General features: G+C 50.0%; 16 protein-coding genes and 1 other RNA gene. 8 read left to right on the top strand and 9 right to left on the bottom strand.

Features of this window, described 5'->3' with window-relative positions; translation table 11 throughout:
• Nucleotides 1-91, top strand: a non-coding RNA gene (locus tag ACJHXA_RS14665) — RtT sRNA; the annotation flags it as partial.
• Between the two features lie 108 nt (nt 92-199).
• Here the strand turns inward: ACJHXA_RS14665 and xapR are convergent.
• Genes xapR through xapA form a run of 4 tightly spaced genes read right to left on the bottom strand, consistent with a single transcriptional unit; the run spans nt 200 to nt 3,485 of the window.
• Nucleotides 200-1,084, bottom strand: coding sequence for a DNA-binding transcriptional regulator XapR (gene xapR / locus ACJHXA_RS14660; RefSeq protein ID WP_001341600.1), 885 nt, complete (start codon nt 1,082-1,084; stop codon nt 200-202).
• Between the two features lie 40 nt (nt 1,085-1,124).
• Nucleotides 1,125-1,283 (bottom strand): DUF1427 family protein, encoded by a 159-nt coding sequence (locus tag ACJHXA_RS14655; protein ID WP_000651752.1) that lies wholly within the window; start codon nt 1,281-1,283, stop codon nt 1,125-1,127.
• 52 nt (nt 1,284-1,335) lie between these two features.
• A complete protein-coding gene (xapB, locus tag ACJHXA_RS14650; protein WP_000020398.1) occupies nt 1,336-2,592 on the bottom strand; it encodes a xanthosine/proton symporter XapB in 1,257 nt (418 codons plus the stop codon).
• 59 nt (nt 2,593-2,651) lie between these two features.
• The gene (gene xapA / locus ACJHXA_RS14645; RefSeq protein ID WP_000084573.1) at nt 2,652-3,485 is read right to left on the bottom strand and encodes a xanthosine phosphorylase; all 834 of its coding nucleotides are present in this window, start codon (nt 3,483-3,485) and stop codon (nt 2,652-2,654) included.
• A 248-nt stretch (nt 3,486-3,733) separates the two neighbouring features.
• On the opposite strand from xapA, the gene ACJHXA_RS14640 reads away from it, so the two are divergent.
• Nucleotides 3,734-4,498, top strand: a complete 765-nt coding sequence (locus tag ACJHXA_RS14640) for an outer membrane protein OmpK (RefSeq protein ID WP_000716424.1) — start codon at nt 3,734-3,736, stop codon at nt 4,496-4,498.
• A gap of 38 nt (nt 4,499-4,536) precedes the next feature.
• Here the strand turns inward: ACJHXA_RS14640 and ACJHXA_RS14635 are convergent, their stop codons facing one another.
• The gene (locus tag ACJHXA_RS14635; RefSeq protein ID WP_001109794.1) at nt 4,537-5,463 is read right to left on the bottom strand and encodes a LysR family transcriptional regulator; all 927 of its coding nucleotides are present in this window, start codon (nt 5,461-5,463) and stop codon (nt 4,537-4,539) included.
• An 89-nt stretch (nt 5,464-5,552) separates the two neighbouring features.
• On the opposite strand from ACJHXA_RS14635, the gene ACJHXA_RS14630 reads away from it, so the two are divergent.
• Nucleotides 5,553-6,551 carry a bile acid:sodium symporter family protein gene (locus tag ACJHXA_RS14630; protein WP_039023396.1) on the top strand — a complete coding sequence of 333 codons (999 nt, stop codon included), beginning with the start codon at nt 5,553-5,555 and terminating at the stop codon, nt 6,549-6,551.
• On the opposite strand, the gene ACJHXA_RS14625 is transcribed toward ACJHXA_RS14630, so the two are convergent.
• The 3 genes from ACJHXA_RS14625 to zipA form a co-directional block, all read right to left on the bottom strand.
• Nucleotides 6,548-6,766, bottom strand: coding sequence for a DUF3820 family protein (locus tag ACJHXA_RS14625; protein WP_000410201.1), 219 nt, complete (start codon nt 6,764-6,766; stop codon nt 6,548-6,550). The genes ACJHXA_RS14630 and ACJHXA_RS14625 overlap by 4 nt on opposite strands.
• Before the next feature lies 1 nt (nt 6,767).
• Entirely contained in the window at nt 6,768-8,783 is a 2,016-nt protein-coding gene (gene ligA, locus ACJHXA_RS14620) for an NAD-dependent DNA ligase LigA (protein ID WP_000443665.1), read from the bottom strand.
• A 70-nt stretch (nt 8,784-8,853) separates the two neighbouring features.
• The gene (gene zipA, locus ACJHXA_RS14615) at nt 8,854-9,840 is read right to left on the bottom strand and encodes a cell division protein ZipA (RefSeq protein WP_001297862.1); all 987 of its coding nucleotides are present in this window, start codon (nt 9,838-9,840) and stop codon (nt 8,854-8,856) included.
• Nucleotides 9,841-10,069: 229 nt separating this feature from the next.
• On the opposite strand from zipA, the gene cysZ reads away from it, so the two are divergent.
• The 5 genes from cysZ to crr all read left to right on the top strand — a co-directional run bounded on the left by cysZ (nt 10,070) and on the right by crr (nt 14,950).
• Nucleotides 10,070-10,831: a sulfate transporter CysZ gene (gene cysZ, locus ACJHXA_RS14610; RefSeq protein WP_000254843.1), complete on the top strand. Its 762-nt coding sequence runs from the start codon at nt 10,070-10,072 to the stop codon at nt 10,829-10,831.
• A 184-nt stretch (nt 10,832-11,015) separates the two neighbouring features.
• Nucleotides 11,016-11,987 (top strand): cysteine synthase A, encoded by a 972-nt coding sequence (gene cysK / locus ACJHXA_RS14605; RefSeq protein ID WP_000034402.1) that lies wholly within the window; start codon nt 11,016-11,018, stop codon nt 11,985-11,987.
• A gap of 383 nt (nt 11,988-12,370) precedes the next feature.
• A complete protein-coding gene (ptsH, locus tag ACJHXA_RS14600; RefSeq protein ID WP_000487600.1) occupies nt 12,371-12,628 on the top strand; it encodes a phosphocarrier protein Hpr in 258 nt (85 codons plus the stop codon).
• Between the two features lie 44 nt (nt 12,629-12,672).
• On the top strand, nt 12,673-14,400 hold the full coding sequence (gene ptsI / locus ACJHXA_RS14595) for a phosphoenolpyruvate-protein phosphotransferase PtsI (RefSeq protein ID WP_000623136.1): 1,728 nt from the start codon (nt 12,673-12,675) through the stop codon (nt 14,398-14,400).
• Between the two features lie 40 nt (nt 14,401-14,440).
• Nucleotides 14,441-14,950, top strand: coding sequence for a PTS glucose transporter subunit IIA (gene crr / locus ACJHXA_RS14590; protein WP_000522247.1), 510 nt, complete (start codon nt 14,441-14,443; stop codon nt 14,948-14,950).
• 41 nt (nt 14,951-14,991) lie between these two features.
• Here crr and pdxK read toward each other — a convergent pair whose 3' ends face one another.
• Nucleotides 14,992-15,843 (bottom strand): pyridoxine/pyridoxal/pyridoxamine kinase, encoded by an 852-nt coding sequence (pdxK, locus tag ACJHXA_RS14585; RefSeq protein ID WP_000096660.1) that lies wholly within the window; start codon nt 15,841-15,843, stop codon nt 14,992-14,994.
• Nucleotides 15,844-15,913 lie beyond the last annotated feature (70 nt).

Here is a 15,913-nt window from a genome sequence, read left to right as displayed (position 1 = left end):
CAGGTTTGAGTTGAGCGCAGCGAAACAACGGAGCCGCTCGCGGCGACGGCCCGAAGGGCGAGCGAAGCGAGTCATCCTGCACGACCCACCAATGTAAAAAAGCGCCCTAAAGGCGCTTTTTTGCTATCTGCGATTTGCGAAATTGCCTGATGCGCTTCACTTAGCAGACGACTATTTCCGGCAATTCCTGTCTCCTCACCTACTGTGTCAATGCAGCCAACAGCTTAACCATCGCGGGCGTCACCTGCTGTGTTTCATAAACAATATATAAATCTGCAGGGATGCGCTGTTTGAGCGGACGGAAAATGACACCTGGCCAGTTCATTTGTGCGTAGCTGTCCGCTATCAATGTGATACCAATACCCATACTGACCATGGCGAGTACCGTTTGCGGTTCATTAACTTCGCGAATAACAACCGGTGAAAATCCCACCTGCTGGCAAACTCGCTGCAAAAAATCCCAGTCAGTGTACACGGGCGGCATTGTAACAAAATACTCGTCACGTAGCGCTTCCAGCGGAACGGTGGAAAATGATGAGAGATGATGCTCTTCAGGCATCGCCACCAGAAACGCCGATTCATGCAACCGTAAGCTGGTAAAACCTGTCGGTGGTTCTGTCGCCATTCGCCAGATCCCGGCATCGAGTTCACGTCGTTCCAGCAGGGCCATTTGCATCGCGGGCATCTTTTCGCGAAAAAGAACTTCAACGTTAGGATTTTCCCTGAGGAATCGCCGCATAACCGGGCGCATCCGTCCCCACATAGCCGTTCCCACTACGCCGAGTTCAATCCGCCCTGCTTCTCCCCGACCTATTTGTTCAACCCGAGCCAATACATTATTAGCATTCACCAGCAATCGACGCGATTCTTCCATCAAGATTTTGCCCGCGTGTGTCAGTACGACGCTGCGCGAATGGCGAATAAAAAGCTGCGTGCCGAGTTGATTTTCCAGCTCTTTAATATGAATACTGAGCGGAGGCTGAGACATATTTAAACGCGCTGCTGCGCGGCCAAAATGCAACTCTTCCGCTACGGCAAGAAAATAACGGAGCAACTTAAGATCTGTTCTGTATACGCGTTCCATAATTAAGTGCTCCATATAATAAATACATCGTATTAAATTATCATGGCATAAAGTATTTCACCACCAGATATCCGACATACATAAACACAATGGATAATATACCTGGTAATACATTTGGTACAGGAATAGGCAAGCGCACGATTGTAAACAAAGCACCAATGCCAAAACCAACGCCGGAAGAAAATAAAATATCTTTCACTAATTAACCTTTATCATAAAAGCAGCTCTGAAGAGCAGAGCTGCGAATCCTTTTAATGAGCCACCGCTCGATGCTTTATCTTTTCAGGGTCATGATTATATTTAAACCCAAAGAAAAATATCACTGCGAGAAAAAGAGCATATCCTGCAAACACCAGCCAGATAGTTTGCCAGTCTTTTACGCCATCCACCGAAAAGTAATCTACTGCCATGCCACTCAGAATCGAGCCAACCCATGCGCCGACACCATTTACCATGGTCATAAAGAGCCCCTGCGCGCTGGCACGAATGCTGGAATCAACTTCCTGTTCGACAAATACCGAACCAGAAATATTGAAGAAATCGAATGCACAGCCATAAACAATCATCGACAGCAGCAGCAAAATAAATCCGGTTGTTGACGGATCGCCATAGGCGAAGAAGCCAAAGCGCAGCGTCCAGGCCACCATACTCATCAGCATGACGGCTTTAATGCCAAATCGCTTTAAAAAGAATGGGATAGTCAGTATAAAGCCCACTTCTGCCATCTGTGAAACTGACAGTAAAATGGAGGGATATTTCACCACAAAACTGTCAGCAAACTCCGGGTTACGGGCGAAATCATGTAGGAACGGATTACCAAAAACGTTGGTAATTTGCAGTACCGCACCCAGCATCATGGCAAAGAGGAAAAAGATGGCCATGCGTGGATTTTTAAACAGCACGAAGGCATCCAGACCCAGCTTGCTGGCAAGCGATGTGGTCGCTTTTTTCTCCGCAACCGGAATCTTCGGCAAAGTCAGCGCATAAGCCGACAGCAGCAATGACGCACCGGACGCGATATACAGCTGCAGACTACTCAATTCCAGATGCAGCAGGCTTACTGCCCACATCGCGACAATGAACCCCACCGTACCAAAAACGCGAATGGGCGGGAAAGCGGTCACCGGGTCAAGCCCTGCCTGGGCAAGACAGGAATAAGAGACGCTGTTCGATAACGCAATAGTCGGCATAAACGCCATCGCATTGACTAACATCACCCAAAACATCATATCCGGATCAGTTACGGATGCCGCATAAAAAAGTACGCCCGCACACACCAGGTGACACAGCATGTATGCACGTTCTGCGCGCAGCCATTTGTCTGCGATGATCCCCATTATACCAGGCATAATAATCGCGGCGATCCCTTTGGAACTGTAAACCATGCCAACATTAGCGCCGGTGAAATGAAGGGTATTAATCATGTAAGAGCCGAGGGTAACCAGCCAGCTCCCCCAGATAAAATATTGCAAAAAGGACATTACCTTTAAGCGCATCGCGATGCTCATAATCGTTTCCTTGTCGCATCATTTGGCCTCACCCGCGAGGCCGTTTCTTATTGTTTTTCTCAGGCAATTTTGCGCAGAAAGCCACAAATAAGGTTGATGAAGTTCTGCTTAGAGAGCTCCGCAGCCGCCAGCGTTTGCGCATGTGACAATTTCACATCGCTTAAACCTTCCGCCATATTGGTAATCGCAGAGACCGCAACGACTTTAAGGTCGCAATGGCGAGCTGAAATAACCTCAGGCACCACAGACATACCAACAACATCCCCACCAATAATTTGCATCATGCGAATTTCCGCCGCAGTCTCGAAATTCGGCCCCGGATACGAGACGAACACGCCCTCCGTCAGAGGGAAACCCTCTTCTTTCGCCACTTTTTGTAACAGTGCGCGGTATTCCGCATCGTAGGCATTTGCCAGTGAGAAGAAGCGCTCTCCAAAACGATCATCGTTAAGACCCACCATCGGCGTACCGGGCATGGTGTTGATATGATCTTTCAATGCGACCAGGCTGCCTGCCCCCACTTCCGGACGCAGCGAGCCTGCCGCATTGGTGCAGAACAGTAGCTCGCAGCCCAGCAGCTTAAAGGTACGAATTGCGTCAGTCATAATGGTCATTCCACGACCTTCGTAGAAATGTCCGCGACCTTTCATACATACCACCGGTACGCCCTGGAGATGGCCCAGCACTAACTCCCCCGCATGACCATGTACCGTACTTACCGGGAAGCCCGGCAGCTTTTCGTAGGAAATTGCGACAGCGTTCTCAATCTGATCGGCCAGCGCGCCGAGCCCGGAACCTAAAATAAAGGCCACTCGTGGCGTGAAATCAGGTTTATAAGTCTTGATAATATCTATGCAAAACAGCGGGTTATGAGAAAATTGAACCTGAGACATACATATCCTTTTTCTGTAGGGTGGAATCTAACGCCTTTTTATAGCGAGGTTGTCCCGGCTCTTACCAATACACTTTTCTCACGCATTCAATAGCGATTCGATATCGATGGATTTATATCTTTTCTCTATTAATCCACGGTAAAAACTGTATTGGCGATATTAATTCCTTTGCATTAACAATATGTCGTTTTTAGCAAACCACTTTATTAAGCAATCTACTAATAACGATCGGCATAGGGAATTATGCTATGAAAAAACATCTTTTAACTCTGACACTTTCCTCTATATTAGCGATACCTGTTGTATCTCATGCACAATTTAAAGGCGGTTTTGCAGATATCGGCGTGCATTATCTGGACTGGACCAGCCGGACTACCGAAAAATCGTCGACCAAATCACACAAAGATGATTTTGGTTATCTTGAATTTGAAGGTGGCGCTAACTTTAGTTGGGGAGAAATGTACGGGTTCTTCGACTGGGAAAACTTCTATAACGGTCGCCATAATAAACCAGGTAGCGAGCAGCGTTATACCTTTAAAAATACCAACCGTATTTACCTGGGTGACACCGGATTTAATCTCTACTTGCATGCGTATGGCACCTACGGTTCTGCGAATCGCGTGAATTTCCACGACGATATGTTCCTGTACGGTATCGGCTACAATTTCACCGGCAGCGGTTGGTGGTTCAAACCGTTCTTTGCTAAGCGTTATACAGATCAAACCTATTACACTGGCGACAACGGCTATGTCGCCGGCTGGGTTGCAGGTTACAACTTTATGCTGGGCAGCGAGAAATTCACTCTTACCAACTGGAACGAGTACGAGTTTGACCGTGACGCTACCTATGCAGCGGGTAATGGCGGTAAAGAAGGGCTGAATGGCGCAGTTGCACTGTGGTGGAATGCAACATCACACATTACTACGGGGATTCAGTATCGATATGCGGATGACAAACTGGGCGAAGATTTTTACCAGGATGCGATAATCTACTCCATCAAATTTAACTTCTGATTGATTACTGCCGGGGCTCCCGGCAGTATGAATTCACTCTATATCTGATACAACGGATCCCCTTCCCGACCAGCCATTAGCGCATTGCCCTGGTCTCGTACCACGTCCCATAACGCTTCAGCGGCGGTGGAAAGTGAACGGTTCTTCCTGCGCACCAGCATCAACTGGCGTTCAACAACCGGCGTAATGCGCTTTACCACCAGTGGGCTACCTTCAGGCAATGGTAGCGCCAGTGCGGGAAGAATACTGATGCCGATGCCTGCGGCTACCATCGGGAACAGCGTCGCCGGATGTCCAATCTCCTGCACAATATTCGCCTGAATACCATTGCGCGCCAGCGCTGCGTCAATCAGCGGTCGGCTGCCTGACGCGTAATCCTGCAACACCAATTTCGCTCCCTGTAATGCCTGCCAGGGTACATAATCTTCGACGGCCAAAGCGCTATCGCGATGGCAAAGCAGAAAGAAAGGCTCGGAAAGAATCGCTTCACATTGCAGATCGCCCACTGGGCCTGGATCGATGACGATGCCAAAGTCGACATCTCCCTGGCGAATACTTTCCATCACCCACTGCTGCGGACGATCGTGCAGGACAAACTGAATATCTGGATAGCGGCGATGGCTTTCAGCAATGCATTGCGGAATAAGATGCGCGGAAATGGTCTGGCTGGCAGCGACCCGAACTTTTCCGCTCAGTTGTTGCCCCATACGCCCGGTATCGCGCAACGTGCTGTTCAGTTCATCCAGCAGTCGCTCAAGACGCAAAGCCAGCTGCTGCCCTGCATCTGTAAGCACCACTTCACGCGTGGTTCTGTCCAGCAGGCGAACACCAGTATGATTTTCCAGTTCCTTCACACTGTGACTCACTGCCGACTGGCTCAGGCCGATACGCTCTCCTGCACGACTAAAACTTTTCTCCTGCGCTACTGTGACGAAAACCTTTAATTGTTTTAAAGAATAATTCATCTGTTTTCTTCATGAATGGATGCAATAAATCAATTTTATTTCTCAAACTGGAAGAAGCACAATAGAACCATCGATCATCTGGAGTCTTTATGAAACTTTTTCGTATCCTCGATCCTTTCACCTTAACCCTGATCACGGTGGTGTTGCTGGCCTCTTTCTTTCCGGCCAGAGGCGATTTCGTCCCCTTCTTTGAAAATCTGACCACCGCAGCGATTGCCCTGCTGTTCTTTATGCACGGCGCGAAGTTGTCGCGTGAGGCGATTATTGCTGGCGGTGGTCACTGGCGACTGCATTTGTGGGTAATTTGCAGCACCTTCGTGCTGTTTCCGATTCTGGGTGTAATGTTTGCCTGGTGGAAACCGGTAAATGTCGACCCGATGCTCTACTCCGGTTTTCTCTACTTGTGCATTCTCCCGGCTACCGTGCAGTCTGCAATCGCCTTCACGTCAATGGCGGGCGGTAACGTCGCGGCGGCGGTTTGTTCTGCGTCAGCATCCAGCCTGCTGGGGATTTTCCTTTCACCATTGCTGGTTGGTCTGGTGATGAATGTTCACGGTGCAGGGGGCAGCCTTGAGCAGGTCGGTAAAATTATGCTGCAACTGCTGCTGCCGTTTGTGTTGGGGCATCTTTCCCGGCCGTGGATTGGTGACTGGGTGTCGCGCAATAAAAAATGGATTGCGAAAACTGACCAGACGTCCATTCTGTTGGTGGTTTATACAGCGTTCAGCGAAGCCGTCGTTAATGGTATCTGGCATAAAGTTGGCTGGGGATCATTGCTGTTTATCGTGGTGGTCAGCTGCGTTCTTCTGGCTATCGTGATTGTAGTTAACGTCTTTATGGCACGCCGACTGGGCTTCAATAAGGCAGATGAAATTACTATCGTCTTTTGTGGTTCGAAAAAGAGTCTGGCAAATGGCATCCCGATGGCAAACATTCTGTTCCCCACATCGGTGATCGGTATGATGGTGCTGCCCCTAATGATTTTCCATCAGATCCAATTGATGGTCTGTGCGGTGCTGGCGCGTCGATACAAACGCCAGACCGAACAGTTACAGGCACAGCAGGAAAGCAGCGCCGATAAAGCTTAAAGCGGACGCTTCAGGGGCTGGACCAGTTGCGTCAGCCCCTCGGTTTTAATCAGCAGCGTGATTTGCATTAGCTCACCGAGCTTCCCTGCCGGGAATTCATCTTTGCGGGCAAACCACAGCAGATACTCCTCCGGCAGGTCGATTAAGCGACGCCCTTTATATTTGCCAAACGGCATTATCGTATTGGCTATTTCAATCAGCTGCTCTTTTTCCATCTCAGCTACCCAGCAAACGCAGCATTTCCGCTTCGTCGATGACTTCAATGCCCAGTTCCTGCGCTTTCGCCAGTTTAGAACCTGCCGCTTCTCCGGCAATCACCAGATCGGTTTTCTTCGACACGCTGCCCGCGACTTTCGCGCCCAGTTCAACCAGTCGAGCTTTAGCGTCATCACGCGACATCTGGCTTAAGCTGCCCGTAAGCACCACGGTTTTACCAGCAAACGGGCTGTCAATCTCTTCCGCGTTGATAACGATCGGCGCAGGCCAGTGAACACCTTCCGCCAACAGCTCGCTGATGACATTGCGGTTGCTTTCTTCGGCAAAGAAGTTGTGAACGTGGGATGCAACGACAATGCCAACATCAGGCACCTTTTGCAGCTCTTCAATCGAAGCGGCTTCCAGCGCTTCCAGCGTGCCGAAATATGCCGCCAGACCTGCTGCGGTGGCCTCGCCGACTTCACGGATGCCAAGTGCATAGAGGAAGCGAGCAAAGGTGGTTTCTTTCGCTTTTTCTAGCGCGTTAACCACGTTTTGTGCCGATTTTGGCCCCATACGCTCCAGTCCGGTCAGTTTGCCTGCGGTGAGTTTGAACAGATCTGCCGGAGTATGGACATATTCTTTTTCAACCAGCTGATCGATGATTTTGTCGCCCATTCCGTCAACATCCATCGCACGGCGGGAAACAAAGTGTTTCAGCGACTCTTTACGCTGCGCTCCGCAAATCAGGCCACCGGTACAGCGGGCAACCGCTTCACCTTCCACACGCTCAACGTCAGAACCACATACCGGACAATGCGTCGGGAATACAACCTCACGGGTATCTTCCGGGCGTTCAGAAAGCACGACGTTAACCACCTGCGGGATCACGTCGCCAGCGCGGCGAATCACCACTTTATCGCCAATGCGTAAACCAAGACGTTCGATTTCATCCGCATTGTGTAAGGTTGCGTTACTCACCAGCACGCCAGCAACATGGACAGGTTCCAGACGCGCAACAGGCGTAATCGCGCCAGTACGCCCAACCTGAAACTCGACGTCACGCACAAAGGTCATCTGCTCCTGCGCCGGGAATTTAAACGCTACCGCCCAGCGCGGGGCACGCGCGACAAAGCCAAGCTGCTCCTGCTGTTCCAGTGAGTTGACCTTAATCACCACGCCGTCGATATCAAAGCCCAGCGTCGGGCGGTCTTCTTCCACTTTGTGATAGAACGCCAGCACTTCTTCCGCCGATTCACAAAGCGTTACCCGATCGCTGACCGGCAACCCCCACTTTTTAAATTGCAGTAAACGGCCAAGATGAGTATCCGGCAGCTCGCCACCTTCCAGAACACCAACGCCATAGCAGAAAAAAGTGAGCGGTCGCTTCGCTGTAATACGCGGATCAAGCTGACGCAGTGAACCAGCTGCCGCATTACGTGGGTTAGCAAAAACTTTCCCGCCCGTGCGTCGCGCATCTTCGTTAATCTTTTCGAACCCCGCCTGCGGCAGGAACACTTCACCACGCACTTCCAGACGCGCCGGGATATTCTCTCCGTGCAGCTTCAGCGGAATAGCGCGAATAGTACGCACATTAGACGTGATATCTTCCCCGGTGGTGCCATCGCCACGGGTCGCGGCACTGACTAAAACGCCATTTTCATACAGAATACTGACGGCAAGGCCATCCAGCTTCAGCTCACAGCACCAGGTGACTTTCTCGTTGTTTTTCAGACGGTCCTGCACACGTTTGTTGAAAGCAAGAAAGCTTTCTTCATCAAAAACGTTATCCAGTGACAGCATTGGTACTTCATGGCGTATCTGGCTGAAAGCCGCCAGCGGCGCAGCGCCTACACGTTGGGTAGGCGAATCAGGCGTAATCAGTTCTGGATGTTTGGTTTCCAGCTCGCGCAGTTCGCGCATCAGCCTGTCGTATTCAGCGTCGGGAATTTCCGGCGCATCCATCACATGATAAAGATATTCATGATGGCGAAGCGTCGTTCGCAGTTCTGTCAGTTGTTGTTCGATTGATTCCATATCGCACCATCAATGCTAAAAACCCCCGACAAGCGGGGGTTCGAAGAGGAGTTAATTTGCCTTAAGTGTATCAGGCGTTGGCGTCTTTGACTTCGCGGATGATGTCCTGGTACTCGCGCAATTTCTGCGGAGTCATCATACGGCGCTGATCGTCAAGCACGACACCGCCCACTTCATCGGCAATATGCTGCGCAGATTGCAGCATCAGCTTGAAGTTCTGCAGCTCGTCACCGTAAGACGGTACCTGCATAAAGATGGTGACACCCGGAGTAGTGAAATCCTTCATTTCAGGATCAAAGGTTCCCGGTTTCACCATATTCGCCAGGCTGAATAACGCCGGGCCGCTGCCATCCGGGCTAAGATGACGATGGTAAATATTCATATCGCCAAAAATGAAGCCCGCTTGTTGAATGCTGTTAAGAAGCAGTTCACCGTTTAGCTCGCTACCGTGATGCGCCGCGACGTTCATGATAATCACCGCTTCTTTGCGCTTCGGTTTATCCATAACTGGAGCCGGTTCCGCTACAGGCTCAGGCTGTGGTGCCGCTACGGGTTCTGCAGGCTGGAAAGCCTGTTGTGCCGGTTGCGGTGCTGAATGCACAGGCTGCGGCGCTGGCGCGACCTGTGGCGAAACTGGCTGCTGCAACGGCTGTTCAGGCTGCGGCTGATAGGCAGGCTGCTGCACCGGCTGCGCTGGACGCGGAGCATGTTGCGGCGGTACCTGCGCTTCAGGCGGCTGCTGGACCGGTTGACGCGGCTGCGCAGACGCATAAGGCGGTTGGTACTGGTGTTGCGGCGACGGACGAGCAGCCTCATGCTCCTGAGCGTTAGCCGGGGCATGATTCACGCGGTGAACACGAACCTCACCAACGCCCTCATCATCTTCGACATCCTCGTCATAAGAATCGTCGTCACGTTTTGACTTCATTCGTTTTAATGGCCGATCGCGGAACATAGAAGATCGTTCTTTACGGCTGGTCCAGAAACCATGTACCAGTAAAGCGATTATGGCGATCGCGCCAACAATGATTAATATCAGACGCAAATCCTGCATCATTATATTCTCTGTTGTTCTAACACCTTGCCACCACGGCAAACATTTACTCACTAAGAGTATTTGCCGATTACCTCAAGTGCAAGTGCACTATTAACTTTCACAGCACAAAGATAGATGAAATCGTGCTTTTTGCTGTTTTTTCGAACATATCCTAACTGTCCATTGCGCAATTACCCGGTAAAATACGCAGAATTTTCCTGGGATTGGTCAAAAGGAGCTCATCCTGATTATGGTTTCATCATTCACATCTGCCCCACGCAGCGGTTTTTACTATTTTGCGCAAGGCTGGAAGCTCGTCTCGCAACCTGGGATTCGGCGTTTCGTTATTTTACCGCTGCTGGTCAATATTTTGTTGATGGGGGGCGCATTCTGGTGGCTCTTTACACAGCTCGATGTCTGGATCCCGACTCTCATGAGTTACGTTCCGGACTGGCTACAATGGCTGAGTTATCTGTTGTGGCCTCTGGCTGTCATCTCTGTGCTGTTAGTGTTTGGCTATTTCTTCTCCACGATTGCTAACTGGATTGCCGCTCCGTTTAACGGTTTATTGGCTGAACAACTGGAAGCACGATTGACTGGCGCTACACCGCCAGATACCGGGATTTTCGGTATCATGAAAGATGTGCCGCGAATCATGAAACGCGAATGGCAAAAATTTGCCTGGTATCTGCCGCGCGCAATTGTATTGCTAATTCTTTACTTAATCCCTGGTATTGGGCAAACCGTCGCGCCGGTACTGTGGTTCCTGTTTAGCGCCTGGATGTTAGCCATCCAGTATTGCGATTACCCCTTCGATAACCACAAAGTGCCGTTTAAAGAGATGCGCACCGCCCTGCGCACACGCAAAATCACCAATATGCAGTTTGGTGCTTTAACCAGCCTGTTTACGATGATCCCGCTGCTTAATCTGTTCATCATGCCCGTTGCCGTTTGTGGCGCGACGGCGATGTGGGTCGATTGCTATCGCGATAAACACGCGATGTGGCGGTAACAATCTACCGGTTATTTTGTAAACCGTTTGTGTGAAACAGGGGTGGCTTATGCCGCCCCTTATTCCATCTTGCATGTCATTATTTCCCTTCTGTATATAGATATGCTAAATCCTTACTTCCGCATATTCTCTGAGCGGGTATGCTACCTGTTGTATCCCAATTTCATACAGTTAAGGACAGGCCATGAGTAAGATTTTTGAAGATAACTCGCTGACTATCGGTCACACGCCGCTGGTTCGCCTGAATCGCATCGGTAACGGACGCATTCTGGCGAAGGTGGAATCTCGTAACCCCAGCTTCAGCGTTAAGTGCCGTATCGGTGCCAACATGATTTGGGATGCCGAAAAGCGCGGCGTGCTGAAACCAGGCGTTGAACTGGTTGAACCAACCAGCGGTAATACCGGGATTGCACTGGCCTATGTAGCTGCCGCTCGCGGTTACAAACTCACCCTGACCATGCCAGAAACCATGAGTATTGAACGCCGCAAGCTGCTGAAAGCGTTAGGTGCAAACCTGGTGCTGACGGAAGGTGCTAAAGGCATGAAAGGCGCAATCCAAAAAGCAGAAGAAATTGTCGCCAGCAATCCAGAGAAATACCTGCTGCTGCAACAATTCAGCAATCCGGCAAACCCTGAAATTCACGAAAAAACCACCGGTCCGGAGATCTGGGAAGATACCGACGGTCAGGTTGATGTATTTATTGCTGGCGTTGGGACTGGCGGTACGCTGACTGGCGTCAGCCGCTACATTAAAGGCACCAAAGGCAAGACCGATCTTATCTCTGTCGCCGTTGAGCCAACCGATTCTCCAGTTATCGCCCAGGCACTGGCTGGTGAAGAGATTAAACCTGGCCCGCATAAAATTCAGGGTATTGGCGCTGGTTTTATCCCAGCTAACCTCGATCTCAAGCTGGTCGATAAAGTCATTGGCATCACCAATGAAGAAGCGATTTCTACCGCGCGTCGTCTGATGGAAGAAGAAGGTATTCTTGCAGGTATCTCTTCTGGAGCAGCTGTTGCTGCGGCGTTGAAACTACAAGAAGATGAAAGCTTTACCAACAAGAATATTGTGGTTATTCTACCGTCATCGGGTGAGCGTTATTTAAGCACCGCATTGTTTGCCGATCTCTTCACTGAGAAAGAACTGCAACAGTAATGCCAGCTTGTTAAAAATGCGTAAAAAAGCACCTTTTTAGGTGCTTTTTTGTGGCCTGCTTCAAACTTTCGCCCCTCCTGGCATTGATTCAGCCTGTCGGAACTGGTATTTAACCAGACTAATTATTTTGATGCGCGAAATTAATCGTTACAGGAAAAGCCAAAGCTGAATCGATTTTATGATTTGGTTCAATTCTTCCTTTAGCGGCATAATGTTTAATGACGTACGAAACGTCAGCGGTCAACACCCGCCAGCAATGGACTGTATTGCGCTCTTCGTGCGTCGCGTCTGTTAAAAACTGGCGCTAACAATACAGGCTAAAGTCGAACCGCCAGGCTAGACTTTAGTTCCACAACACTAAACCTATAAGTTGGGGAAATACAATGTTCCAGCAAGAAGTTACCATTACCGCTCCGAACGGTCTGCACACCCGCCCTGCTGCCCAGTTTGTAAAAGAAGCTAAGGGCTTCACTTCTGAAATTACTGTGACTTCCAACGGCAAAAGCGCCAGCGCGAAAAGCCTGTTTAAACTGCAGACTCTGGGCCTGACTCAAGGTACCGTTGTGACTATCTCCGCAGAAGGCGAAGACGAGCAGAAAGCGGTTGAACATCTGGTTAAACTGATGGCGGAACTCGAGTAATTTCCCGGGTTCTTTTAAAAATCAGTCACAAGTAAGGTAGGGTTATGATTTCAGGCATTTTAGCATCCCCGGGTATCGCTTTCGGTAAAGCTCTGCTTCTGAAAGAAGACGAAATTGTCATTGACCGGAAAAAAATTTCTGCCGACCAGGTTGATCAGGAAGTTGAACGTTTTCTGAGCGGTCGTGCCAAGGCATCAGCCCAGCTGGAAACGATCAAAACGAAAGCTGGTGAAACGTTCGGTGAAGAAAAAGAAGCCATCTTTGAAGGGCATATTATGCTGCTCGAAGATGAGGAGCTGGAGCAGGAAATCATAGCCCTGATTAAAGATAAGCACATGACAGCTGACGCAGCTGCTCATGAAGTTATCGAAGGTCAGGCTTCTGCCCTGGAAGAGCTGGATGATGAATACCTGAAAGAACGTGCGGCTGACGTACGTGATATCGGTAAGCGCCTGCTGCGCAACATCCTGGGCCTGAAGATTATCGACCTGAGCGCCATTCAGGATGAAGTCATTCTGGTTGCCGCTGACCTGACGCCGTCCGAAACCGCACAGCTGAACCTGAAGAAGGTGCTGGGTTTCATCACCGACGCGGGTGGCCGTACTTCCCACACCTCTATCATGGCGCGTTCTCTGGAACTGCCTGCTATCGTGGGTACCGGTAGCGTCACCTCTCAGGTGAAAAATGACGACTATCTGATTCTGGATGCCGTAAATAATCAGGTTTACGTCAATCCAACCAACGAAGTTATTGATAAAATGCGCGCTGTTCAGGAGCAAGTGGCTTCTGAAAAAGCAGAGCTTGCTAAACTGAAAGATCTGCCAGCTATTACGCTGGACGGTCACCAGGTAGAAGTGTGCGCTAACATTGGTACGGTTCGTGACGTTGAAGGTGCAGAGCGTAACGGCGCTGAAGGCGTTGGTCTGTATCGTACTGAGTTCCTGTTCATGGACCGCGACGCGCTGCCCACTGAAGAAGAACAGTTTGCTGCTTACAAAGCAGTAGCTGAAGCGTGTGGCTCGCAGGCGGTTATCGTTCGTACCATGGACATCGGCGGCGACAAAGAGCTGCCATACATGAACTTCCCGAAAGAAGAGAACCCGTTCCTCGGCTGGCGCGCTATCCGTATCGCGATGGATCGTAAAGAGATCCTGCGCGATCAGCTCCGCGCTATCCTGCGTGCCTCGGCTTTCGGTAAATTGCGCATTATGTTCCCGATGATCATCTCTGTTGAAGAAGTGCGTGCACTGCGCAAAGAGATCGAAATCTACAAACAGGAACTGCGCGACGAAGGTAAAGCGTTTGACGAGTCAATTGAAATCGGCGTAATGGTGGAAACACCGGCTGCCGCAACAATTGCACGTCATTTAGCCAAAGAAGTTGATTTCTTTAGTATCGGCACCAATGATTTAACGCAGTACACTCTGGCAGTTGACCGTGGTAATGATATGATTTCACACCTTTACCAGCCAATGTCACCGTCCGTGCTGAACTTGATCAAGCAAGTTATTGATGCTTCTCATGCTGAAGGCAAATGGACTGGCATGTGTGGTGAGCTTGCTGGCGATGAACGTGCTACACTTCTGTTGCTGGGGATGGGTCTGGACGAATTCTCTATGAGCGCCATTTCTATCCCGCGCATTAAGAAGATTATCCGTAACACGAACTTCGAAGATGCGAAGGTGTTAGCAGAGCAGGCTCTTGCTCAACCGACAACGGACGAGTTAATGACGCTGGTTAACAAGTTCATTGAAGAAAAAACAATCTGCTAATCCACGAGATGCGGCCCAATTTACTGCTTAGGAGAAGATCATGGGTTTGTTCGATAAACTGAAATCTCTGGTTTCCGACGACAAGAAGGATACCGGAACTATTGAGATCATTGCTCCGCTCTCTGGCGAGATCGTCAATATCGAAGACGTGCCGGATGTCGTTTTTGCGGAAAAAATCGTTGGTGATGGTATTGCTATCAAACCAACGGGTAACAAAATGGTCGCGCCTGTAGACGGTACCATTGGTAAAATCTTTGAAACCAATCACGCGTTCTCTATCGAATCTGATAGCGGCGTTGAACTGTTCGTCCACTTCGGTATCGACACCGTTGAACTGAAAGGCGAAGGCTTCAAGCGTATTGCTGAAGAAGGTCAGCGCGTGAAAGTTGGCGATACTGTCATTGAATTTGATCTGCCGCTACTGGAAGAGAAAGCCAAGTCTACCCTGACTCCGGTTGTTATCTCCAACATGGACGAAATCAAAGAACTGATCAAACTGTCCGGTAGCGTAACCGTGGGTGAAACCCCGGTTATCCGCATCAAGAAGTAATTCTTGCCGCAGTGAAAAATGGCGCCCATCGGCGCCATTTTTTATGCTTCCGCCAGCGGCGGCAAAATCAATTCATCGCTCTCATGCTGCTGGGTGTAGCGCATCACTTCCAGTACGCGCAACCCCGCACGGTGCACCGCATCGTTTAACGCCTTCCCTTTCAGCAAACCACTGATAAGCTGAGCACAAAACAGGTCGCCAGTCCCTTTCAGGTCGGTTTTTACCCGTGAATGGGAAATGACATTCACGCTGTCGGCACTGACCACCACCACCTGCATCTCCTGATTTTCTTCATTACCGGAGGCGCTGGTAATCACCACCCATTTTAATGTGTCTGAAAGCAGACTTTTTGCGGCAGCAATGGCACTGTCGAGATCGCGGCAATTTTTACCGGTCAGGATTTCCAGCTCAAAGATATTGGGGGTAATTCCCTGCGCCAGCGGCAGTAAATATTGTCGATACGCCTCGGGAAGGTCAGGTTTGACATAAATTCCGCTATCAATATCGCCAATCACCGGATCGACCATGATCAATAGGTCAGGATGGTCTTTGCGTAGCGCAGTCAGCCACTCGGCAAGGATTTTGATTTGCGATGCCGTTCCCATATAGCCCGTGGTTACAGCGCGCAGCTGGCGCAGCGCATCACGCTCCTGAAGCGCACGCAAATAACCGCTAAACCATTCATCCGGAATCGCACCACCGTAGAAAGTGTCATAATGCGGCGTATTGCTCAGCAATACCGTCGGCACGGCAAAAACATTCAGACCGTTCTGTTTGATAGCAGGCACGGCAATGCTGTTGCCCACGCTGCCGTAAACCACCTGCGACTGCACGGCGACGATATCCGCCTGCAGCGCCCTGCTCTTATCGTTAAACAACAACAAACTACTCATTTAATTTTTTCTCCTTGCCGATGATCCTCATCGTATTCCAACCGAAACTTTACCTGATTCTGGCAGTCAA

Origin of the sequence: Escherichia sp. WS33 (assembly GCF_046486385.1) — a bacterium.
In the GTDB taxonomy this organism is placed as follows: Bacteria; Pseudomonadota; Gammaproteobacteria; order Enterobacterales; family Enterobacteriaceae; genus ECMA0423.
Note: the sequence above shows the minus strand (reverse complement) of the source record. Positions and strands in the feature narration are given on the sequence as shown.